This window comes from Candidatus Pseudomonas auctus (assembly GCF_048654275.1).
In the GTDB taxonomy this organism is placed as follows: domain Bacteria; phylum Pseudomonadota; class Gammaproteobacteria; order Pseudomonadales; family Pseudomonadaceae; genus Aquipseudomonas; species Aquipseudomonas pharyngis.
The window spans coordinates 89,016-112,645 of sequence record NZ_JBJYZK010000018.1; the positions used below are offsets into that span (position 1 = coordinate 89,016).

The 23,630-nt window shown below is 60.7% G+C and carries 15 protein-coding genes; 9 read left to right on the top strand and 6 right to left on the bottom strand.

All coding sequences use genetic code 11. The features are described from left to right. The first annotated feature begins 67 nt into the window (after positions 1 to 67). The 3 genes from der to ACKUG4_RS25885 all read left to right on the top strand — a co-directional run bounded on the left by der (position 68) and on the right by ACKUG4_RS25885 (position 3,587). Positions 68 to 1,540: a ribosome biogenesis GTPase Der gene (gene der / locus ACKUG4_RS25875; protein ID WP_007956675.1), complete on the top strand. Its 1,473-nt coding sequence runs from the start codon at positions 68 to 70 to the stop codon at positions 1,538 to 1,540. Positions 1,541 to 1,659: 119 nt separating this feature from the next. Next, positions 1,660 to 2,808, top strand: coding sequence for a pyridoxal phosphate-dependent aminotransferase (locus tag ACKUG4_RS25880; protein WP_085649334.1), 1,149 nt, complete (start codon positions 1,660 to 1,662; stop codon positions 2,806 to 2,808). Then, complete coding sequence (locus ACKUG4_RS25885; protein ID WP_445435114.1) at positions 2,796 to 3,587, top strand: amidohydrolase; 792 nt, start codon at positions 2,796 to 2,798, stop codon at positions 3,585 to 3,587. Before ACKUG4_RS25880 ends, ACKUG4_RS25885 begins: the two co-directional genes overlap by 13 nt. Before the next feature lie 202 nt (positions 3,588 to 3,789). Here ACKUG4_RS25885 and leuA read toward each other — a convergent pair whose 3' ends face one another. The 4 genes from leuA to ACKUG4_RS25905 all read right to left on the bottom strand — a co-directional run bounded on the left by leuA (position 3,790) and on the right by ACKUG4_RS25905 (position 8,939). Then, positions 3,790 to 5,469 carry a 2-isopropylmalate synthase gene (gene leuA / locus ACKUG4_RS25890; RefSeq protein WP_064599237.1) on the bottom strand — a complete coding sequence of 560 codons (1,680 nt, stop codon included), beginning with the start codon at positions 5,467 to 5,469 and terminating at the stop codon, positions 3,790 to 3,792. Between the two features lie 367 nt (positions 5,470 to 5,836). Next, positions 5,837 to 6,658, bottom strand: coding sequence for a peptidoglycan DD-metalloendopeptidase family protein (locus ACKUG4_RS25895; RefSeq protein ID WP_445435115.1), 822 nt, complete (start codon positions 6,656 to 6,658; stop codon positions 5,837 to 5,839). A gap of 3 nt (positions 6,659 to 6,661) precedes the next feature. Continuing rightward, positions 6,662 to 8,041: an exodeoxyribonuclease VII large subunit gene (gene xseA, locus ACKUG4_RS25900; protein ID WP_445435116.1), complete on the bottom strand. Its 1,380-nt coding sequence runs from the start codon at positions 8,039 to 8,041 to the stop codon at positions 6,662 to 6,664. Positions 8,042 to 8,051: 10 nt separating this feature from the next. Continuing rightward, a complete protein-coding gene (locus ACKUG4_RS25905) occupies positions 8,052 to 8,939 on the bottom strand; it encodes a LysR family transcriptional regulator (protein ID WP_445435117.1) in 888 nt (295 codons plus the stop codon). 100 nt (positions 8,940 to 9,039) lie between these two features. Here ACKUG4_RS25905 and ACKUG4_RS25910 point away from each other — a divergent pair, with 100 nt between their 5' ends. The 4 genes from ACKUG4_RS25910 to guaA all read left to right on the top strand — a co-directional run bounded on the left by ACKUG4_RS25910 (position 9,040) and on the right by guaA (position 13,782). After that, positions 9,040 to 9,807: a sulfite exporter TauE/SafE family protein gene (locus ACKUG4_RS25910; RefSeq protein ID WP_074691031.1), complete on the top strand. Its 768-nt coding sequence runs from the start codon at positions 9,040 to 9,042 to the stop codon at positions 9,805 to 9,807. 163 nt (positions 9,808 to 9,970) lie between these two features. Next, a complete protein-coding gene (locus ACKUG4_RS25915; RefSeq protein ID WP_011335799.1) occupies positions 9,971 to 10,519 on the top strand; it encodes a hypothetical protein in 549 nt (182 codons plus the stop codon). Positions 10,520 to 10,634: 115 nt separating this feature from the next. Continuing rightward, a complete protein-coding gene (gene guaB, locus ACKUG4_RS25920) occupies positions 10,635 to 12,104 on the top strand; it encodes an IMP dehydrogenase (RefSeq protein ID WP_085649329.1) in 1,470 nt (489 codons plus the stop codon). A 100-nt stretch (positions 12,105 to 12,204) separates the two neighbouring features. Continuing rightward, positions 12,205 to 13,782 (top strand): glutamine-hydrolyzing GMP synthase, encoded by a 1,578-nt coding sequence (gene guaA / locus ACKUG4_RS25925; RefSeq protein ID WP_064599229.1) that lies wholly within the window; start codon positions 12,205 to 12,207, stop codon positions 13,780 to 13,782. A gap of 81 nt (positions 13,783 to 13,863) precedes the next feature. Here the strand turns inward: guaA and ACKUG4_RS25930 are convergent, their stop codons facing one another. Further along, entirely contained in the window at positions 13,864 to 18,198 is a 4,335-nt protein-coding gene (locus ACKUG4_RS25930; RefSeq protein ID WP_445435118.1) for a membrane-targeted effector domain-containing toxin, read from the bottom strand. A 183-nt stretch (positions 18,199 to 18,381) separates the two neighbouring features. Then, complete coding sequence (locus tag ACKUG4_RS25935) at positions 18,382 to 21,459, bottom strand: membrane-targeted effector domain-containing toxin (RefSeq protein ID WP_445435119.1); 3,078 nt, start codon at positions 21,457 to 21,459, stop codon at positions 18,382 to 18,384. 197 nt (positions 21,460 to 21,656) lie between these two features. On the opposite strand from ACKUG4_RS25935, the gene ACKUG4_RS25940 reads away from it, so the two are divergent. Both ACKUG4_RS25940 and tadA read left to right on the top strand, forming a co-directional pair. Continuing rightward, positions 21,657 to 23,033, top strand: a complete 1,377-nt coding sequence (locus tag ACKUG4_RS25940; protein WP_445435120.1) for a multicopper oxidase family protein — start codon at positions 21,657 to 21,659, stop codon at positions 23,031 to 23,033. After that, positions 23,033 to 23,530 carry a tRNA adenosine(34) deaminase TadA gene (tadA, locus tag ACKUG4_RS25945; RefSeq protein WP_445435121.1) on the top strand — a complete coding sequence of 166 codons (498 nt, stop codon included), beginning with the start codon at positions 23,033 to 23,035 and terminating at the stop codon, positions 23,528 to 23,530. The genes ACKUG4_RS25940 and tadA overlap by 1 nt, the downstream gene beginning before the upstream one ends. Positions 23,531 to 23,630: the final 100 nt, after the last annotated feature.

Sequence of the window (23,630 nt, forward strand, 5' to 3'; positions counted from 1 at the left end):
CCCCGAGCACCAGCCGCTGCCTCGCAGCGGCTTTTGTATTTTCTGAAATAACGAAGTGGAGAGCCGCATGGTTCCCGTAATCGCCCTGGTGGGCCGACCGAACGTCGGCAAGTCCACCTTGTTCAACCGCCTGACCAGGACTCGCGACGCCATCGTCGGCGACTTGTCCGGTCTGACCCGTGATCGCCAGTACGGTGAGGCCAAGTGGCAAGGGCGTTCCTACATTCTGATCGACACCGGCGGTATCTCCGGTGACGAGCATGGTATGGACGAAAAAATGGCCGAGCAGTCGCTGCTGGCCATCGAAGAAGCGGATGTCGTTCTGTTCCTGGTAGATGCCAAGGCCGGTTTCACCGCCGCCGACCAGATGATCGCCGAACACTTGCGCAAACGTAACAAGCGTTCCCACGTGGTCGCCAACAAGGTCGACAACATCGACCCGGAAATGGCCCGCGCCGAATTCGCCCCGCTGGGCATGGGCCACGCGATCCCGATCGCCGGCGCCCACGGTCGCGGCATCACGCAATTGCTGGAAGCCGCCCTGAGCGACTTCCCGCGCGATGATGACGAGCCGGCCGAAGGTGAAGAGGAAGAAGTGGTCGCCGAAGGCGAGGAAGCCAAGCGCATTCCTGGCCCGAGCGAGAAAGACGGGATCAAGATCGCCATCATCGGCCGTCCGAACGTCGGCAAGTCGACCCTGGTCAACCGCATGCTCGGTGAAGACCGGGTAATCGTCTATGACCAGCCCGGCACCACCCGCGACAGTATCTACATCCCGTTCGAGCGTAACGACGAGAAGTACACGCTGATCGACACCGCCGGTGTACGCAAGCGCGGCAAGATCCACGAAGAAGTCGAAAAGTTCTCCGTGGTCAAAACCCTGCAGGCGATCAAAGACGCCAACGTGGTGATCTTCGTGATGGACGCTCGCGAAGGCGTGGTCGATCACGATCTCAACCTGCTGGGCTTTGCCCTTGAAGCAGGTCGTGCGCTGGTGATCGCGATCAACAAATGGGACGGCATGACGCCAAGCGAGCGCGACTTCGTGAAGGTCGAGCTGCAACGTCGGTTGTTCTTCGTTGACTTCGCCGATATCCACTTCATTTCGGCCTTGCACGGCACTGGCGTGGGCAACCTCTACGCCTCGGTGCAGAACTCGTTCAAGTCCGCGGTCACCCGCTGGCCGACCAGCCGCCTGACGCAGATTCTCGAAGACGCGGTCAGCGAGCACCAACCGCCGATGGTCAACAGCCGCCGGATCAAACTGCGTTACGCTCACCTGGGTGGTGCGAACCCGCCGATCATCGTGATCCACGGCAACCAGATCGAGAAAGTGCCGAAGTCGTACGTACGCTATCTGGAAAACACTTACCGCCGTGTGCTCAAACTGGTCGGTACGCCGATCCGTATCGAGTTCAAGGGTGGCGAGAACCCGTACGAAGGCAACAAGAACACGCTGACCGACCGCCAGGTCAACAAGAAGCGTCGTTTGATGTCGCACAACAAGAAGGCCAGCAAGAAGCGCCGCGACAAGAAGTAAGGTCGTTGCGAACAGAGAGAAGGGGCGCCATTTGGCGCCCTTTTTTTATGGGCGCCGGATGGGCTATCCTCGGGCTCTCCCGCGCCGTCGTCAGAGCCGGGGCAGAGCAGGGAACCCCGATGATCACCAGCAAGCTGCCGAATGTCGGCATCACTATTTTCACGCAGATGTCTCAGCTCGCGGCGCAGACCGGAGCGATCAACCTTTCCCAGGGTTTTCCCGATTTCGACGGCCCGCAGGCACTGCGCGACGCAGTCGGTCGACACATCGCCAGTGGCCATAACCAGTATTCGCCCATGACCGGCCTGCCGGCGCTGCGCCAGCAGATTGCGGCGAAAATCACCCGCAGTTATGGCGCCAACGTCGATGCCGATACCGAAGTCACCGTGACCCCTGGCGCGACCCAGGCAATCTTCTGTGCGATCCAGGCGGTTATCCACAGCGGTGACGAAGTCATCGTGTTCGACCCAGCTTACGACAGCTATGAGCCCGCAGTAGAGCTGGCCGGCGGACGCTGCGTGCATGTGCAACTTGGGCTGAAAGATTTCTCCATCGATTTCGACAAACTCAGCGCAGCCCTGAGCCCGCGCACGCGGATGATCATCCTCAACACCCCGCACAACCCGAGCGGTGCGCTGATCAGCCGTGCCGAGCTGGATCAACTGGCAGCGTTGATCCGTGATCGCGACATCTACGTGATCAGCGACGAAGTCTACGAACACCTGGTGTTCGACGGCGTCCCGCATGTCAGCGTGCTGGCCCATGAAGAGCTGTATCAGCGCGCCTTCGTGGTCAGCTCGTTCGGCAAGACTTATCACGTCACCGGCTGGAAAACCGGCTACGTCGTGGCGCCGCCGGCCCTGAGTGCGGAGCTGCGCAAGGTGCACCAGTACGTCAGCTTCTGTGGCGTGACACCGTTGCAGTACGCCCTGGCCGATTACATGGCCGAGCATCCGGAACACGTCGAAGAGCTGCCGGGCTTCTATCAGGCCAAGCGCGATCTGTTCTGTGATCTGCTGGCGCCGTCGCGATTCAGTTTCACTCGGGTCACCGGCACCTATTTCCAACTGGTTGATTACTCGCAGATTCGCCCTGACCTGAACGATGTCGAGATGGCGATGTGGATGACCCGCGAGCACGGCGTGGCGAGTATTCCGGTGTCGGTGTTCTACCAGAGTCCACCCGAAGGCCAGCGCCTGGTGCGCCTGTGCTTTGCCAAACGTGAGGAGACGCTGCGGGAAGCGGCGGCCAAACTATGCGTGATCTGAGTGCGTTGCCCGATCTGAATCTGGCGCTGATCCAGACCAGCCTGGCCTGGCATGATCGTCAGGCCAATCTCGAGCATTTCGACGTTTTGCTCGAACAGGCGCGCGGTGCGGATCTGATCATCCTGCCGGAGATGTTCACTACCGGATTCTCCATGGAATCCGAAACCCTGGCCGAAGCCGAAAACGGCCCGACCAGCAAATGGCTGCGGGCCCAGGCAGAGAAGCTGAACGCGGTCGTCACGGGCAGCGTGATCATCCAGGCTGCCGACGGCAGCCACCGCAACCGCTTGCTGTGGGTGCGGCCGGACGGCGAAGTGCTGCACTACGACAAGCGTCACCTGTTCCGCATGGCCGGCGAGCACAACCATTACACCCCCGGCGAGCGCCAGGTGCAGTTCGAGCTCAAGGGCTGGCGGGTGCGGCCGCTGATCTGCTACGACTTGCGCTTCCCGGTATGGAGTCGCGACGCTCAAGACACCGACCTGCTGCTGTACACCGCCAACTGGCCGGGCGCACGGCGTCAGCACTGGAACCGGTTGCTGCCGGCTCGCGCCATTGAAAACCTGTGCTATGTGGCGGCGGTCAACCGGGTTGGCACCGATGGCAAGGGTTTCGCGTATACCGGCGACAGTCAGGTGCTGGATTTCCAGGGCGAGACGTTGCTGGCGGCGGGAGAGGCTGACGGGGTGTTCAAGGTGGTTCTGGAAGCGGCTTCGCTTGCCGCTTACCGCGAGCGCTTCCCGGCAAATCTGGATGCCGATACCTTCGAGTTCACCTGACATTTGCAGCGTCTGCAAAAGCCTTTTCGCGGGCAAGCCCGCTCCCACAGTGTTCTATGGTGTGCATGAGTCTGGGGTGCACCCGCGTTCTCTGTGGGAGCGGGCTTGCCCGCGAAGGGGTCATTACAGACAGCACCAGATTGGCAGGCAAAAAAAGGCCCCGGAGTTCGCACTCCGGGGCCTTTCGTATTGCAGCGGTCAGTTACGCCGCTTTCGCTTCCGGCTGGCTCAGCGAGCGGTTCAGCGCGCTGAACAGGGCCTTGAAGCTGGCGGTGGTGATATTTTCATCGATGCCCACGCCGTGCACCGCACGTTCGCCGTTCACACGCAGTTCGATGTAGGCCGCCGCCTTGGCGTTGGTGCCCGCGCCGATGGCGTGTTCGTTGTAGTCCATGATCTCCACCGGAATCGGCAGACCGGCCACCAGCGCTTCCAGCGCGCCGTTGCCCTTGCCGCGCCAGTGCAGATTGGTTTCGCCCTGACCCTTGCTCGCCACTTCCACTTCGACGGCGCTGTTGCCGTTTTCTTCCTGCAGGCGATGGCTGACCAGCGCGTACGGGGTGTTGGCTTGCAGGTATTCGCTGTGCAACAGCGCGTGGATTTGTTGCGCGGTCATCTCCAGACCCAGACGGTCGGTTTCACGCTGCACGACCTGGCTGAATTCGATCTGCATGCGACGTGGCAGGCTGATGCCGTATTCCTGTTCCAGCAAGTAGGCGATGCCGCCCTTGCCCGACTGGCTGTTGACGCGGATCACCGCCTCGTAGCTGCGGCCGATGTCGGCCGGGTCGATCGGCAGGTACGGTACTTCCCACAGTGCGTCGGATTTCTGCTGGGCGAAGCCCTTGCGGATCGCGTCCTGGTGGGAGCCGGAGAAGGCGGTGTGCACCAGGTCGCCGACGTATGGGTGGCGCGGGTGAACCTGGATCTGGTTGCACTCTTCAACGACTTTGCGCACGCCGTCGATGTCGGAGAAGTCCAGTTGCGGGTCGAGGCCCTGGGTGTACATGTTCAGTGCCACGGTCACGAGGTCGACGTTGCCGGTGCGCTCGCCGTTGCCGAACAGGCAGCCTTCGACGCGGTCGGCGCCGGCCATCAGGCCCAACTCGGTGGCGGCCACGCCGGTGCCACGGTCGTTGTGGGTGTGCAGGCTGATGATCACGCTGTCACGACGGTTGATGTTGCGGTGGAACCACTCGATCTGGTCGGCGTAGACGTTTGGGGTCGCGCATTCAACGGTGGCCGGCAGGTTGAGGATGATCTTGTGCTCAGGCGTCGGGTTCCAGACCTCGATCACCGCGTCACAGACTTCCTTGGCGAATTCCAGCTCGGTGGCGCTGAAGGTTTCCGGCGAGTACTCGAAGGTCCACTCGGTGTCCGGCTGCATGGCGGCGTATTTGACGAACAGCTTGGCAGCGTTCACGGCGATGGCCTTGATCCCGTCCTTGTCCTGGTTGAAGACGATGCGACGGAAAGAAGGGGAGGTGGCGTTGTACAGGTGAACGATGGCTTTTTTCGCCCCGCGCAGGGATTCGAAAGTGCGCTCGATCAGGTCTTCACGGCCTTGGGTCAGCACTTGAATAGTGGTGTCGTCCGGGATGTGGCCGTCTTCGATCAAAGTGCGCACGAAGTCGAAGTCGGTTTGCGAAGCGGCCGGGAACGACGCCTCGATCTCCTTCACACCCACCTGCACCAGGGTTTTCCAGAAGCGCAGTTTTTTCACCGCGTCCATTGGCTCGATCAACGACTGGTTGCCGTCACGCAGGTCGGAGCTGCACCAGATCGGCGCGGCATTGATGGTTTTCGACGGCCAGGTGCGGTCCGGCAGGTTGATCACAGGAAACGCGCGGTATTTCGAAGACGGGTCTTTGAGCATGCTCATCGGGAAATTCCTTATTGTCTGGGCCGAAAAGAGGCGGCCTGCCGGTGTAACGAACGTTCTTGGAAAAGCGTGGGACGAGGCGCAGCGATTCAGCCCGGCAGTCGTGCGCTGACGAGGCACAGGCTGCGGTGCTGGCGAAGCTGAATGAGGGTGTGAGAGGTTTTCATGCCCTCAACCCTAACCGCGAGGGATGAGGATGGCAAGCAGTCGGAAAAAATTGAGAGGAATACCCGGAAAGTGGTTTTTTCCGAGATTTTATTCTCTGAATCAAAGTGAATGTTTGCAGAGATTGCGCAGTCCGTTCGTCGTGCGCAATCCCTGTGGGAGCGACCTTGCTCGCGATGAAGCCAGTCGCTTCACCCACAAATCAAGGCTGGAATGCCCCAATGAAAATCGCCGGATCGACCCGCGCATCGTTCAGGCTGACGTTCCAGTGCATGTGCGGCCCGGTCGCCCGACCTGTAGCGCCAACCTTGCCCACCACCGCACCGCGCGCCAGTTGCTGGCCGTTCTGCACATCAATCTTCGACATATGGCAGAACATGCTGATGAAGCCCTGGCCGTGGTCGACGAACACGGTGTTGCCATTGAAGAAGTAGTTGCCGATCAGGATCACCTTGCCCGCCGCCGGGGTCTTGATCGGTGTACCCGCCGGCACCGCGAAGTCCAGACCTGCGTGCGGATTGCGCTCTTCACCGTTGAAGAAACGGCGCACGCCGAACTTGCTCGACAGCGGCCCGTTGACCGGTTTGTCCAGCAGCAGATTGCTCGGGGTATTCGGGCTGAAGCTGCGATAGGCCTTGATCTGCTCGGCCAGCTCGCCCTCGATGCGCTTGAGGTTGGCCGGGTTTGGATTGACCTGCTGGGTGTTCTTCAGGGTGATGTGCTGTTCCGGGTATTTCTTGTTGCCGACATTGAAGTTGAGATTACGGCCGCCACTGCTGATCTGCTGAGCGCCAGGTTTGACGGTCAACGGAACGCCGACAATCGCCAGCCAGTTGTTCTGCTCCTTGACCACCAGCACCGGTTTGCCCTGATACGTGGCTTTCGGCGCTTGCGCAGCGGTCCCCAGATCGACGACCGCCACGCCGCCCGGCACCGGTTTGTTCAGCAGGCGGGTGATGTAACTGTCGGCGTGGGCGTTGAAGGTCAGGCACAGCAACAGCAGCGGAGCGAGAAAACGCGGCATGGATCAGTCCAGTAAAGAAAGGGTGACGGGCGTCAGGTGATTGTCCTCGACGCGCACTTGCAGTTCGCCTTCGCCCAGCCTGGCCTTGAGGCGTTGGCCGTTATGCGTTTGCGCAGCGTTGCGGATCGCGTTGCCGCGTTCATCCAGCAGAATGCTGTAGCCACGACCGAGAGTCGCCAGCGGGCTGACCACGTGCAGGGTCTGCATCTGGCTTTGCAACTGCAGGCGACGGCGTTTCAGGCCTTCGTTCATGGCGCGTGGCAGACGTTCGGCGAGGCTGTCGAGACGCTGGCGCAACAGGGCCAGCTGGCGTCCCGGATGCTGCCCGGCGAGGCGGGTTTCCAGGCGGATCAGGCGTTCACGACGGGTATTGAGCTGGCGCTCGAACGCCCGACGCATGCGCATGTCCAGATCATCCAGGCGCTGTGCCTGTTGACGCAGACGTTCGCCGGGATGGCGCAAGCGGCGGGTCATGCCTTCAAGGCGCAGGCGATCGCGCATCAGGCGGTCACGCATGCGCATTACCAGTCGGCGATGCAGGCTTTCGACCTGCCGGATCAGATGGCTGGAATCCGGGGCAAGCAGTTCAGCAGCGGCGGACGGCGTCGGTGCGCGAACGTCCGCCACGAAGTCGCTGATCGACACATCGGTTTCATGGCCGACTGCGCTGACGATTGGCGTAACACAGGCATCGACCGCCCGGGCCACGGCTTCTTCATTGAAGCACCAGAGGTCTTCCAGCGAGCCGCCGCCACGGGCCAGGATCAGCGCGTCGAAACCACGGGCATCCGCCAGTTTCAGGGCGCGGACGATCTGCGCGGTGGCTTCGCGGCCCTGAACGGCGGTCGGGATTAGCGTCAGTTGCACTTGCGGCGCACGGCGGCGGAACACGCTGATAATGTCGCGGATCACCGCGCCGGTCGGCGAACTGATGATGCCGATGCGCTGCGGGTGCGCCGGCAGCGGCACTTTGTGCTCGGCACTGAAGAGGCCTTCGGCGCTGAGCTTTTCCTTTAACGCATCGAAGGCCAGACGCAGCGCACCGTCACCGGCCGGCTCCACGGTGTCGAGGATCAGTTGATAGTCGCCACGCCCTTCGAACAGCGAGACCTTGCCGCGCACCTTGACCGCCAGGCCATCCTTCAGCGCCTGACGCACCCGCGCCGCATTCTGGCGGAACAGCGCGCAACGCACCTGCGCGCCACTGTCCTTGAGCGTGAAATACACGTGGCCGGACGCCGGGCGGGCGAGGTTGGAGATTTCGCCTTCGACCCAGATGTTGCTGAACACGTCTTCGAGCAACACTCGCGCGCGGCCGTTGAGCTGGCTGACGGTCAGGACTTCGCGGTCCAGGCCGAGTCTTGCAAAGGGATCTTTAATCATGGGGCGCAGTTTAAAGGCATTCGCCGGTGAATGTCTGGAGGAAGTGTCGCACCAGAGGTGTGGGATTTTGCCGAGAAGCGAGGGCGACGGTGCTCTGGCAATCGCTGGTCAGCGGCAGAAATCTCACACCGGTGGGCGCGATGTCCTGCATCGATTCCGGCAACAGAGCAATGCCGAATCCGGCCTGGATCAACTGCAATTGCGTGGTCTTGCGCGACATCACCCGCGCAGCCTGAGGGAAAAAACCGTGACGCATACACAGGTCGGCGCACAAATAACTCAGCCCGCCGCGCTGCGGATGCGGGATGGAGATGAACGCTTCGTCCTTCAATTGCGCCAGGTCGACGGCCTCCGCCAACGCCAGTCGATGATTCGCCGGCACAGCAAGCAGCAAACGTTCGGTGTAGAGCGGCACAATCTGAACGCCCTCGCGCTGGCGCAGCACCGGCAGGCGCAGAAGGCCGATATCGAGGCGGCCCTCGGCCAGTTCTTCAAGTTGTGCTTCCGAGGAGAGCGAGCCGATGTCCAGCGAAACGCCGGGTTGCTGCTCCAGATATGCGCTCATGTCGTGCAACAGTCGGCCGCTGATTGGCACGGTGCTGGAGTGACAAAGGCGCAAGGTGCCGCGCTGGCCCTGGCCGATTTCCGTGGCCAGGGCGCTGGCCTTGTTCAATTCATTGATCAGGTTTCTCGCCCGGGGCAAAAACGCTTCGCCAGCGGCGGTGAGCCGGGGCTGGCGTGCGGTGCGTTCGAACAGCGGCGTTTGCAGTCGGGTTTCCATGTCCTTGATCTGCCGGCTCAGCGCCGACTGAGCAATGAACAGGCGTTCGGCAGCGGCGCTGAAGCTGCCGCTCTCGGCGATTTCCACGAAATAACGCAATTGACGGGTTGAAAGCACGAGGCATGCCTTTTCGAGATGGCTTGGCGGTTTCGAAGATATTAGTCGCAACCCTCGGCGCTGGCTAAAGTCATCGCAGACTTATAAAGGAAGCGAACGGATGAGCGTGGCGGGGTTGTTGAGCGAATGGTCGTGGGGCGCCCAGGGCTGGGTGGTGATCGGATTGGCCATCGCGTTGGCCTACATCGTGTTCGGGATTGCCGGTTTCGGTACGGCGCTGGTAGCGGGGCCGATTCTGATTCTGTTCATGCCGCTGTCGAAAATCGTGCCGTTGCTGGTGCTGCTGGATTTCGTCGCGGCGTTCGGCAATTTGCTGCCGTCGCGGCGGGATGTGGCGAAACCGGAATTGCTGCGGCTATTGCCGTGCATGGCGGTGGGTTGCACGCTCGGGGTGATTTTCCTGCTTAACCTCAAGTCCGATCTGCTGTTGCTGTTGATGGGATTGTTCATCAGTGCTTATGCGATCTACAGCTTGTGGATCAAGGCGCGGCCGGCGCAATTGTCTGCCGGGTGGGCGTTGCCGATGGGCACCGTGGGCGGACTGTTCGGGGCATTGTTTGGCAGCGGCGGCTTTCTTTATGCGATCTACCTCAACAGCCGATTGCCCAAGGACGCGGCGCGGGCCACGCAAAGTGCGCTGATCAGTTGCAGCACGGTGGTGCGTTTGAGCCTGTTTGCCATCGCCGGGGTGTATGCCGAGCTACCCTTGTTGATGCTGGCGCTGTGCTTGTTGCCGGCCATGGCGCTGGGCTTGTGGGTCGGACGGCGGCTGACCATGCGCCTGTCCCGCGAGGCCTTCGTGCGGCTGGTGACCTGGCTGGTGCTGGCGAGCGGGATTGCGCTGATCGGCCGCTATTTAAGCACTTGACCTGAGTGGCTCAGGGATTAAGCTGCCGGCCTTTAGGGCCTCTTCGCGGGCAAGCCCGCTCCCACAGATTTCTCAGATGTACACAGGATGTGTGAGCGACTGAGAACCTTGTGGGAGCGGGCTTGCCCGCGAAGGCGTCAGAAGCCATACCGCAGGACTTTTCATGAATTCGCAGAGCATCATCGTCCCGAAAATCTCCAACCTGCCGGTGCACGAGCCCCGCGCTCGGGCGATTCTGCGCTGGCTGGTGCGCAAGAACATCGTCAAGGAAGAGCTGAGCACTTGCGGACGTACCGGCAATCGCATGGCCTACGCCATCGCCGATGGCGCCCGTGCGGTGGTGCTGCACCCCGAGGCGCTGCCGTTCGGCGAGCCGATCAACGGTCTCGAGGTCATCACCAAGCGCTGCATCTACACCCCGGCCAAGGGTTTTCTCGAAGAAGCCGGGTGCGCCGAATGCCGTCAGGAAATCGGCGAAGCGCTGTTCGAAAGCCTGGAAGACTGGATGCCGGGCCGCACCGATAACTTCACCTGCCCGGAATGCGGGCATGAGGACGACATCAACGGTTTCCTGTATTTGCAGGAGTGCGGGTTTTCCAACCTCGGTTTCATCTTCAACAACTGGCTGGAGGCGGGGTTCAAGCAGAGTTTCATCGACGAATTCGCCGATTGGCTGGATCAACCGGTGAGCTGGGTCAAGGTCGAGTTGTAGGGGGCGTTTTTCCCGTACATCAGCAACATTGATATAAGACAAGTTTTACATTGAGCCCGGTAGGGTGTCTGAGTATAATGGCGCGCTTCCATTTTCCCGCTCGGGAGCCCCCGCGATGCTGCGTATCAGCCAAGAAGCTCTGACCTTCGACGACATTCTCCTAGTGCCCGGTTATTCCGAGGTGCTTCCTAACGAAGTCAGTCTGAAGACCCGCCTTACCCGTGGCATCGAGCTGAACATTCCTCTGGTTTCTGCCGCCATGGACACCGTCACCGAAGCCCGTCTGGCAATCGCCATGGCTCAGGAAGGTGGCATCGGCATTATCCACAAGAACATGACCATCGAGCAGCAAGCTGCCGAAGTTCGCAAGGTCAAGAAGTTCGAAGCCGGTGTGGTCAAGGACCCGATCACCATCGAGGCTGACGCCACGGTTCGTGATCTGTTCGAACTGACCCGCATGCACAACATTTCCGGTGTTCCGGTGCTGCACGATGGCGACCTGGTCGGCATCGTCACTTCCCGTGACGTACGTTTCGAAACCCGTCTGGATGCCACCGTTCGTGAAGTGATGACGCCGAAAGAGCGTCTGGTCACTGTTCGCGAAGGCGCCGACAAGAACGAAGTCCGCGAGCTGCTGCACAAGCATCGCCTGGAAAAAGTCCTGATCGTCGACGACAAGTTTGCCCTCAAAGGCATGATGACTGTCAAAGACATCGAAAAAGCCAAGGCCTACCCGCTGGCCAGCAAGGACGACCAGGGTCGTCTGCGCGTTGGCGCTGCGGTCGGTACCGGTAAAGACACCGGTGACCGCGTTGCAGCCTTGGTCCATGCCGGCGTGGACGTGGTGGTGGTCGACACCGCTCACGGTCACTCCAAAGGCGTGATCGACCGCGTTCGCTGGGTCAAAGAGAATTTCCCTGAAGTGCAGGTGATCGGCGGCAACATCGCCACCGGCGCAGCCGCCAAGGCCCTGGCCGAGGCCGGCGCTGATGCGGTCAAGGTCGGTATCGGCCCTGGCTCGATCTGCACCACCCGTATCGTCGCCGGTGTCGGCGTTCCGCAAATCAGTGCCATCGCCAACGTCGCCGCTGCCCTTGAAGGCACCGGTGTTCCGTTGATCGCCGACGGCGGCATCCGTTTCTCCGGTGACCTGTCCAAGGCCATCGTGGCCGGTGCTTCCTGCGTGATGATGGGCTCGATGTTCGCCGGTACCGAAGAAGCGCCGGGCGAGATCGAACTGTTCCAGGGCCGTTCTTACAAGGCTTATCGCGGCATGGGTTCGCTGGGCGCCATGTCCCAGGCTCAAGGTTCTTCCGACCGTTACTTCCAGGACTCCTCGGCAGGCGCCGAGAAACTCGTTCCGGAAGGGATCGAAGGCCGTGTTCCTTACAAGGGCACCCTGAGCGCGATCATCCACCAGTTGATGGGCGGTCTGCGTTCTTCGATGGGTTACACCGGCAGCGCCAACATCGAAGAAATGCGCACCAAGCCTGAGTTCGTGCGGATCACCGGTGCCGGCATGGCCGAATCCCACGTTCACGACGTGCAGATCACCAAGGAAGCGCCAAACTACCGCGTAGGTTGAGGCTTCAAGCAAAACGTTAAATGACCGGGGCTGTTTTATTCAGCCCCGAGTCGTTTCTGAATCAAAGACTGTTTCTGAATTACTTAGACGAGACTGAATCATGGCCCTCGACATTCACGCTCACCGCATCCTGATCCTCGACTTCGGTTCGCAATACACCCAACTGATCGCCCGCCGCGTGCGCGAGATCGGTGTGTACTGCGAACTGCACCCGTTCGACATGGACGAAGATGCGATCCGCGAATTTGCGCCAAAAGGCGTGATCCTCGCCGGCGGTCCCGAGTCCGTGCACGAAGCCAACAGCCCGCGCTGCCCGCAAGCGGTGTTCGACCTGGGCGTACCGGTCTTCGGTATCTGCTACGGCATGCAGACCATGGCCGAACAACTGGGCGGCAAGGTTGAAGGCTCCGAGCTGCGTGAGTTCGGTTACGCCCGCGTTGACGTGGTCGGCAAGAGCCGCCTGCTCGACGGCATCGAAGACCATATCGACGCTGACGGCCTGTTCGGCCTCGACGTGTGGATGAGCCACGGTGACAAGGTCACCAGGATGCCGAGCGATTTCCATATCCTGGCCAGCACCCCGAGCTGCCCGATCGCCGGCATGTTCAACGACGAGCGCGCCTACTACGGCGTGCAGTTCCACCCGGAAGTGACCCACACCAAGCAGGGCGGTCGCATCCTGTCGCGCTTCGTGCTGGACATCTGCGGCTGTGAAGCCCTGTGGACCCCGTCGAAGATCGCCGAAGACGCCATCGCCAACATCCGCGCACAGGTCGGTACCGACAACGTGCTGCTGGGTCTGTCCGGCGGTGTGGATTCCTCGGTGGTCGCGGCGCTGCTGCACAAGGCCATCGGTGATCAACTGACCTGCGTCTTCGTCGACAACGGCCTGCTGCGTCTGCACGAAGGCGAGCAGGTTATGGCCATGTTCGCCGAGAACATGGGCGTCAAGGTGATCCGCGCCAACGCCGAAGACCAGTTCCTGAACAACCTGGCCGGCGAAGCCGATCCAGAGAAGAAGCGCAAGATCATCGGCCGCACCTTCATCGACGTGTTCGATGCCGAATCCTGCAAGCTCGACAACATCAAGTACCTGGCTCAGGGCACCATCTACCCGGACGTGATCGAGTCGGCTGGCGCGAAAAGCGGCAAGGCCCACGTGATCAAGTCGCACCACAACGTGGGCGGCCTGCCGGAAGAAATGAACCTGAAACTGGTCGAGCCACTGCGCGAACTGTTCAAGGACGAAGTCCGTCGTCTGGGTCTGGAACTGGGCCTGCCGTACGACATGGTCTACCGTCACCCGTTCCCGGGTCCTGGCCTGGGCGTGCGGATCCTTGGCGAAGTGAAGAAGGAATACGCCGACCTGCTGCGTCGCGCCGACCACATTTTCATCGAAGAACTGCGCAAGGCCGACTGGTACCACAAGGTCAGCCAGGCCTTCGTCGTGTTCCAGCCGGTGAAATCGGTTGGCGTGGTCGGCGATGGCCGTCGTTACGCCTGGGTCGTGGCCCTGCGTGCGGTGGAAACCATCGACTTCATGACCGCCCGTTGGGCACACCTGCCTTACGAATTGCTGGAAACCGTTTCCGGCCGCATCATCAATGAAATCGAGGGTATCTCGCGCGTTACTTACGACGTGTCGAGCAAGCCGCCAGCGACCATTGAGTGGGAGTGATCCCGCGTCGCGCCATGACGGTGTGAGTGCTGGCAATCCAAGGCCGCGTGAACGGTGTTCACGCGGCCTTTTTGTTGCCGCTTACAAAGGCCCGTGCCAGCCGGCCAGGGTCAGGCCCCGCTCGTTCAGCGTCTTGATCAAGGCTTCGACGCTGCCGAAGCGCTTCTCATGGAGCGTGGGCCAGGCGGGACGCTCGATGAAATAGCGGCCGGATTCAAAGTGGATCGGCGTACGTGCAATCACGTTGTCGCGACCGCGGTGCAGAAGCAGCGTTTCGCGGGGCTCCTGTTTCAAGGTGTACATCCCCGGACGACTCAGCAATTGATCGATCTCCTTTTTCGTCCCGGCTTTCCACGGTGTTTGCACTTGCAGGCGGATATCACCTTTTACGCGGCCGGTCGGATTGCCGTTATGGTCAAGAAAAGTCTTGCCAGGGTCCGGTTCGAATCCGCGAGCCTCGCCGTAGCCGACATCCTCGATGCGCAGGCCGACTGCGTCTTCCAGCTCACTGACCCCTGCGACGCCCTCGAAGGTATTGGAGTGTGAATTGCCCATGAGCGCGGCCCATTTGTGCGGGCCGCGTGCGGCCTGGTCGGCCTCGATGATCGTGTGGGCAAAGAAGTTCATCATCTTCTGGCGGATTGTCGGGTCGAGGCCTCGCATGCCTTCCAGTCTGTAACTGGCCATGCAATCGATGGCTTGGATGCGCACGCCGTGGCGGTTGGCCTCTTTCACCAGATTGAGAAAGGTGTAGCGCCGTGTCGGGTCGGTCATGTGACCCTGGTCGAGGCTTTCCAGATAAAGCTCAAGGTCCTGGGACATCACGGAAGTCCTGGCGAAGTTGTCCAGGGCTGCCTGATGGAAGTCCGTGAGCAGGTGTTCCATGTAAAGCGTTTTCACCCCTTTGCGGGCCAGGGTCGGCATCTGTTCGATGAGCCACTGTTTACTGCCGATATCGGCATGGCTCTCACCGATGACCAGCCCCTGGAACCGAGCGAGCAATTGTTCGATGAATGACTCGGCTGTCACGGTCGGGTCTACAGTAGGCAGGACCGGACGCGGACGTAAGTTCAGCTCTGCGAATAAACGCATGGCAGCTTCGCGCAGCTGCCTGCGCAGAGCCCTGAATGCGTTGAGCGGGGAGTGACTGTCGAGGCTCTCGAATGCATCGCCCAGTATGCGTTCATTGCCGATGATGGCGGCGTTCTTCAGTTCGCTGCGAAACGGCTTGGGAATGTCATAGGGCGAAGGGGTGGCAGCGGTGTCAGTCAGCGGCATTTCAGGAGTGGCCAACGTACCTGCGCCGGCAGATTCGATACCTGGGGTTTCTGGCGTTGCCATCGGATCGATTCGCACCCGTTTGAGCGTCAAGCCTTCATCTGCCAGCGCTTGTGTCAGCTCATGCACACTGTCGAAATGACGGCCGCTGACTGTCGCCCATCGGGGGCGAACGATGAAAAACCCTCCGGCATCCTGCTGGATCGGCGTATGTACCAGCGTCCCGTCGCCGCTGCGGTGGACCAGCGTGGACGGTTCCTGAAGCATGAACATGCCTCTTGCGGGCAAGGCCTCTTCCAGCGTGCGGGCGGAGGCCAACGGGGGCGGCGCATTCAATTGCAAACGCATGTCGCTTTTGATCAGATCGATGGGGTTGCCCAACAGGTCCCGCACCTTCTTGCCCGGGTCGGTCGATAACACGCCAGCCTTGCCCACGGGCAGTTCTTCGATACGCAATGAAGCGGCACCCTCCAGCTCGCTGAGTCCGGCGACCTTGTCGAAGGTGCTGGCGCGTGCCTCGTCTATCAGGGCTATCCAGCGATGGGATCCTCGTGCTGCTTGGTCGGCCCGGATCACCGCGTCGGAAAAATAATTCATCATCTTGCGGCTGCTGACCTCGGAGGTGTTCTCCATAGTCGGAAAGCGGCGGCTGGCCATGCAATCGATGGCTTGTACGCGGATATGGTTTTTCTGGGCGGCTTTCACCAGTTCCGTGTAGGAATGGGGGCCGGCAGGATCGGCAGCGAACCGGGTGTCGAGGGCTTTGAGATAGTCTTCGAGTGCGGGTGGCAGCTTGCCAGTCTTGTGGAACAAGTCCAGTTCCGCCTGATGGAAATCGGTCAGCAGATGATCCAGATACAGGGTTCTGACCTTCTGTTTGTTCAGTGCCTTGAAGTTGTCGATCAATACACCACGGGCGCCTGAAGCGGCGTTGTCTTGACCGAGCACCAGCCCCGGGACTTCCTTGAGCAGACGCTTGGTCATCTCCGCGAAGGGAGTCGCAGGCTTGAATGGTGGTATGGCTGGACGCGGAGGCAGATTCGGGGCGCTGAAAGAGTCGATGGAGGCGTCATACAGGCTGCGACGCAGCATCTTGAAGTCCTGATAAACACTGTCGCTTCCCTGCAGGCTGTCCAGCGCAAAGTCATCGGTCTGGCCTTGCGCTACCGAGCGCAGCGTCGCTCTGTAGGGTTGAGGAACGTCATACGGCATGGGTTGCATCGCCACTTCGGGCAGCGGATCGGCAGTGTGTCCCCAGGGCCAGTCGCCGAATATTTTTCCGCCTCCCCTGGGGCCTGGGCGTGCGACAGGTTGCCACTTGAGTGCTTCGTTCAGGCGCACCGGCACGTTGCGATAAAACGAATAGGGATTGCTCGGATCGACGATAACCCAGCCGCGCATCTGCTCGACGTAGCGCACCTGGTAGAAGCCGTCGGATCCGGCACGGCGCATATAGATGTAATGCTTGCCGGAAGCGGTTTGAATGATCCCCTGCAGTTTCGGATTGCCGGTCTCCATCCGGGTGCTTTCACCGATTTCGGTCTTGAACGATGCGAGAAAATCCTCCGGTGCCGCAGGCAATACCTGTTTCGGCGCGATCTCGGCCAGCGTTGGCAGCGGCGAACGGGCCAGTGCCGCTTCGGCGAGTTTTTCTTGCGGTGCGATGGACAGCGCCGTTTGAGCGAGTTCTTCTTCCGGTTCGATAAATGTTTCGGTTTCGGCAATTTCGGGCAGAAGCTCGCCGCCCTTGATGAAAAGGGCGTTGAACACGGTATCGATGGCCGTGAATATCGCCCCGGTCACGCCAGTCTTGCGCGCCTCTGGCGTCTTGCCATTGACTGCCTGGTCGATCTGCAGGCCAACGTTGGCGATGCCTGCACCGACCACCGCCAGCGCCACCGGCCAGCCAACGGCTGCCATGGGACCGAACATGCGATTGAAAGCATTCAGATAGCCGACCCACAGTTTTTTACGCAGATCGCCATTGGAATGCATCATGAATTCCCCATCGCTGATCATGCGGGCGTGGGTGGCGGTTCCCAGAAAAGTGAACACATCGGTGGTCAGTGCATTGCCTGTACGGGCGACGAGGGAGTGATCGTCGCTGTCCCAGGTACTGACCAAGAGATCCAGCGCATGATTGAGTCCGACATTCTCGATATGCGGGGCGCGCCACAGTTCCGAGACGACTCCGGCGAGCGGGCCTAGTGCCCAGAGCCATCGCCGTTTCGCGACCGCACGCCATGATGTGTCCTCGATGATGTCGTGATCGGCGACCTGGAAATGCGCCATGAAGCGTTTTCGATCGGAAGGTTTTCTGATTTGCGACAGCACCCACCAATGCAGGTCGCGAGCGTTTTGCAAGGCATGCACCCCCCAGATTTCCCCCGGTACGTAAAGGATCACGCCGCCATGGCCATCGGTGATGCACAGGATGTCGGTCGCGACGAAACCGCCGATTTTCAGCAGGCCGATCCGCAAGCCGTCAGCCGGCAGGGCTTCGTCTTCGAGCATCTGGCGGGTGACCGGCCAGCTCACATTGCCGGCGACCGCTTTGACGGCCGTTCTGAAGTTGTCATCCGACAGCCGACCACTTTCACGATCCTCCATGGCCTTTGCCAGAAAGGTGCATTTGGCCAGGGCCCTGAAGGTCTTTGCGTGTTTGCTCCAGAACGCATCGACTTTTTTCCGGTAACGATCGGCGAAGTTGATTCCCCAGAACGCTTTCAATACATCACTGCTGTGCAGGCGTACCTCGTTGCTCTCGTTGTAGGTGCCCGCCTCCGGTCCTGCGGTGTAGAAACCGGCATCGGCGTCGAGCAGGTCGGCGTTGTCCTGGTCGTGAACGCTGAATCGCTGGATCACCAGCTGTGGCAGGGTCATCGATTCACGCGGAGTTTCGAACAGGTGCTCCCAGCCTGTGAACGTTCGAGAGCTGCTTTGTGCTGCGTGAAACCGATGCCAATAAACCTGTTCGGGTTCCAGGTGGGCGAGGTCATGTCTGGCGAGGATGTCCCTGGCGATGTCGCACGCCATTTCGTACATGTCGGGGCAGGCCGTGACCAGTGTCGGCACCAATGCCTTGAGCGCCTTGCGGTCGTCGGCGTTGGGCAGGGCGATGTCTTTTGTTGTGTCCACAGTCTTTCCTTGAGCGTGGTGGTTGAAAAAAACACCGCGATCATTTCAAGTGCAGGCACGACACGTCTGTCAGCTAGGGTGACGATTGATTGTCGTATTTGGGGAAAACCGGATAGGAAAACTCCGCAGCGAACGAGCGATCCGTAACCCGGGCGGGTCGAAATTGACCCGCCCGGTTTCCGATCAAGCTGGAAGACGGCTTTGGAGTTGCAGTCCCATCTGCTTCAGTGCGCTGGATAACTGTTCAAGATTATCGTAGGGAACGCGGTTGACCGTCCCCCAGGATGGTCGATCAATGTAGTAGCGCCCATCCGCGAAAGTCTGAACGGGGGTTTGTACAACCTCGCCCGTCTGGCTGCGGTGAAACAATCGGTAGACCCCTTCGAAACGATCGAAAACATACATGCCTGCGCGATAAAGCAATTGATGGATCTGCAACTCGCTGCGGCTTACCAAAGGCGCTTCTGCGCGCAATAGCAGATCGGCGAAATGGGTATCGACGGTTCCGCGCAATGTCTGTGTCTGTGGATGGGGTCCGCGTTCTATCGCAACGCCTGGGTCTGGCTCAATGCGCTCGCCCTGTCCCGGATCGACTTCCTCGATCCGAACGCCGATTCCACCTTTCAGTTCGCTGATACCGGCCACCCCTCTGAACGTATTGGTATTTTCGACTCCCGTCAGCACCACCCACTTGCCAACGTCATTCATGGTCTCGTCGATGAACATGATGTCGGCTGTCAGGTGGGTGGTCGCCATCTGCTGTTCAGGCAGCGTGAGCGCAACGGGTTTTTTGTAGGTCGCCGCACAATCGGTGGCCTGGACCCGAATACCGTCTTGTCGGGCCGTCCTGACCAGCGCCAGTTCGTCAAACTGCGCTGCGGGATCGGTGCCGAGCCGGCTCAGGTACAGTTGCAGGTCTTCGGACATGACGCCGGACCTGAAGTAGTCATTCAGTTCGACCTGGGCAAAGTCATTGAGCAATCGACGTACGTAGAGTGTCTTGACTCCATTGCGCGCCAGCACGGGCATGTTCTGGATGATCAATCGCATGCTGGTGATACGGTCCGGGGTCTCGCCAATGACCAGGCCGGGCGCTTCTTCGAGTGCCTGTGCAATGAAGTCGGCGAAGGTCGTCGAGGGCGTGACCGCCGGAATCGGCGGGCGTGGAGGCAGGTTCGCCCATGGAAGGTTGCCGAAGAAGCGTCTGGCGGAAGTCAGGAGTGCGCTCGCCTTGTCGGCGCAATACAGCGCATAACGGTCTGGAGCGATAAACCCGCCATCGGGACCAATCTGCAGACGGACATGGGTTTCGCGCAGTTGCAGCGCCCAGCGTTTCAGCTCGAGCCGTCGTGCCCCGGCAACGTCATAGGGCGTCTGGACCTGATGGATCGCATTGGAGGTCGAAGGCTGGGGTTCGGCAGGGGGTGGGGCAGATGAAGCGACGGGTTCTACGGGCTGCGCGGACTCCTCGGGTGTCGGCTCGAGCTCGTCGAGTTCCAGTACCACGTCTACGGTGCATTGTTTGCCGAGGCATTGACCGCCGCCCTTGAGGCCCAACTGAGTCATGCGCTCCCAAACCCCTTCGTCATTCAAGCGCACCGGCATTGCATGGATAAGCTGATTGGGTCTCACCGGATCGACGATCGCCCAGAATCCGCCGCCCTGTGAGTCGGTGAAGTAGCGGACGTAATAAGCCGTGTCGTTCATGACGATGGCGTAGGGAGGGTCGGTATTCAGCCTGTAGATACCCTGAAACTTGCCAGTCTCGGATACCGGCGTCAGACCTTCCAGCAGTTCGTTCGATCGATAGTGTGGGGGAATCTCAGGCACCTGCACGGTTTCAGGCCTTGTCGAAGACAACTCCTCCAGGGCCGGAAACACTTCATTCGGATGTTCCGGCTCCAGTTCGGTTGCCGTATCGGCCTCAGCCATTTCTCCGGCCTCGACGGCTGGCGACGCACCATCGAACTCCGCAAGAAAGGGCAGGTTGAACAACGCATCGATACCACTGACGATTGCTCCGATCACTCCATCCTTGCGCTCCGCGGCAGTCTTGCCGTTGACCGCCTGATCAATGTTCAGCCCCATGCTGGCGAGGCTGGCGCCGATCACCGGCAATGCCACGGGCCAGCCGACGACGGCCATCGGACCCAGTACTTTGAGACCGGCGCTCAAGTAGCCGATCCACAGCTTCTTGCGCAGATCGCCATTTGAGGTCAGGGAAAGGTCGGCTTCAGCGAACATGGCGTTGCGGGTGGAATCACGAAGCCAGCTGAACGCGTCTTCGCTGACTGCCTGTTCATTCTGATTGATAAGGTGATGATCGCCGTGCCCCCAGGTGGCGACCAGGCGATTCATCAGATCGCTGATGTTCTCGGTCATCGAGTGCCGGTCGGCCAGCGGGAAGTGTTTGAGGAACAGCTCGCGCGGCGCGTTTTCGTTCAGTTGTTGCAGAGCCCACCAGTGCAGCTCGTAAGGTGTATTCAGTACATGGAATGCCTGAGTGTCTCCGGGGACGTAAACGATATGCCGCCCCTTTGAATCGATGATGCGCAGGATGTCCGTGGCGACATGGCCGGCGATATCCAGGGTGTAGACCTGCGCGCCATGGACGCCCCCGGTTTCTGTTTGCAGGGTGTGCAGGTCGACGGGCCAGGTCAGCGGGCCGATGACCGCATTGACCACTGTCAGAAAGTCATCGTCACCCAGGTGACCGAGCTCCCGCGCTTCGACGGCTTTGCCGAGGAAGCTGCATTTTGCCAGGGTGCGGAACTCGCCGGAGTGGTTGTTCCAGAAGGTTTGCAGTTCGTTGCGGTAACGCTCGCTGAAGTTGATGTCCCAGAACGCCCTGAGCACCTCGTTGCCGTGCAGGCGAACCTCGTTGGTTGCATCGAAGTTTTCGGCGTCAGGCCCTGCGCTGTAAAAGCCCCCGTACAGATCCAGCAAGTCGGCATTGTCCTGATCGGTGACTCGGAATCGCTGAATCACCAGTTGCGTCAGGGTCAGGCTCTCATAGGGTTTTTCACCGTAGTGCTGCCATCCGGTGAACGAGACGGCCAGGCTCTGAGCGGTTCTGAATCGGTGGTAATAGACGTGATCGGGGTCAAGGTCAGTAAGGCTGTGTCTGACCAGCAGCTCTTTGGCTACCCGATGGGCTGTGTCGTTGAGGCTCGGGCAAGCCGTGACGACCTGGGTGGCGATGATCTTGAGCGCGGCTTTGTCGGCAGCGTTGGGCAGTGAGCGGGGTTCTGCTGTGTTCATTGGCTCTGATCCTTGAGAAGAGGGCTGGAGAATGAGCCATTCGTTCCAGGGCGGTGCGGTACATATGTACCACCCGCCGATGGACGGATCTGCGGCCATCCGCCGCGTCACCCTTACTGTTTCGCAAGCGCAGGTGTATCGTATTCGCCTTTTGCGGGCGCCCTGGCCTGCGGCTGATCTGTGAGGTAGTTGTGTCCATGTCCTTTTCCCGTCGACAAATCCTCGGTGGCCTGGCCGGTCTGGCAGTGGTTGGCGCGGGAGCCGGCGGCGCGACGCGTTACTGGTTGGGCAAGGTTGCGGATGACAACGCCGGTCACGACTACGAACTGATCGCCGCGCCACTGGATGTCGAGCTGGTGCCAGGACACAAGACTGAGGCCTGGGCCTTCGGCCCGTCGGCTCCGGGCACCGAATTGCGCGTGCGTCAGGGTGAGTGGCTGCGGGTGCGATTTATCAACCATCTGCCGGTGGCGACGACCATTCACTGGCACGGCATCCGCCTGCCGCTGGAAATGGACGGTGTGCCTTACGTATCGCAACTGCCGGTGCTGCCGGGCGAATACTTCGATTACAAATTCCGTGTGCCGGACGCCGGCAGCTATTGGTATCACCCGCACGTCAGCAGCAGCGAAGAACTCGGTCGCGGGCTGGTCGGGCCGTTGATCGTCGAGGAGCGCGAGCCGACCGGATTCAAGTACGAAAAGACCCTCAGCCTGAAGAACTGGCACATCGACGACGAGGGCAACTTCGTCGAGTTCAGCATCCCGCGCGAAGCGGCCCGTGGCGGTACGGCGGGGCGGCTGTCGACCATCAACGGCGTACCTTCGCCGGTGATCGAGCTGCCGGCGGGGCAGATCACCCGCGTACGCTTGCTCAACCTCGACAACACCCTGACCTATCGCATCAACATTCCCGGCGTCGAAGCGCAGATCTATGCGCTGGACGGCAACCCGGTCGAGCCGCGCCCGTTGGGCAAGGAGTACTGGCTCGGTCCCGGCATGCGCATCTGCCTGGCGATCAAGGCACCGCCGGCCGGTGAGGAACTGTCGCTGCGCAATGGCCCGGTGCGTCTGGGCACCCTGCGTTCGGTGGCCAACAATGATGCGCCGACCGACTGGCCGAAAGCGCTGCCGGCCAACCCGGTGGCCGAGCCGGACCTGGCCAATGCCGAGAAACTCAACTTCAATTTCGAATGGGTCGGGTCGGTGTCGGTGAATGTCGACAACGGCAAACCGCCGAGCCTGTGGCAGATCAACGGCAAGGCCTGGGACATCACCGACAAGACCTGCGCCGACCGGCCGATCGCCAGCCTGAAACTGGGTCAGAGCTATATTTTCGAACTGAAGAACATGACCCAGTACCAGCACCCGATCCACCTGCACGGCATGAGCTTCAAGGTGATTGCATCAAACCGGCACAAGATCGTGCCGTACTTCACCGACACCTATCTGCTGGGCAAGAACGAGCGCGCGCAAGTGGCGCTGGTGGCGGATAACCCGGGGGTGTGGATGTTCCACTGCCACGTGATCGATCACATGGAAACCGGCCTGATGGCCGCCATCGAGGTGAAGTGATGCGCCAGATTCGCCCCGCGGCGATCATCGACCGCAGCCGAGACCGCGACTTCATGCGTGAAGCCTTGGCCTTGGCGGCCCAAGGCGCGGCCCTCGGCGAAGTGCCGGTGGGCGCAGTGCTGGTGCAGGACGGCGAGATCATTGGTCGTGGTTTCAACTGCCCGATCAGCACCAGCGATCCCAGCGCACACGCAGAAATGGTCGCGATCCGCGCCGCCGCGCAAGCGGTGGATAACTATCGTCTGCCGGGCAGCACGCTCTACGTGACGCTGGAACCGTGCAGCATGTGCGCGGGGCTGATCGTGCACTCGCGGATTGCGCGGGTGGTGTATGGCGCGCTGGAGCCTAAGGCCGGAATTGTGCAGAGTCAGGGGCAGTTCTTCACTCAGGGCTTTCTCAACCATCGAGTGTTGTATGAAGGTGGGGTGTTGGCGGAGGAGTGTGGGGCGGTGTTGACCGAGTTCTTCCGGGCGCGGCGCGCGAAACCGGCAGACTGAACACAAAACCAATGTGGGAGCGGGCTTGCTCGCGAAGAGGGAGTGCCAGGCGACATTGATGTACCTGACACATCGCCTTCGCGAGCAAGCCCGCTCCCAC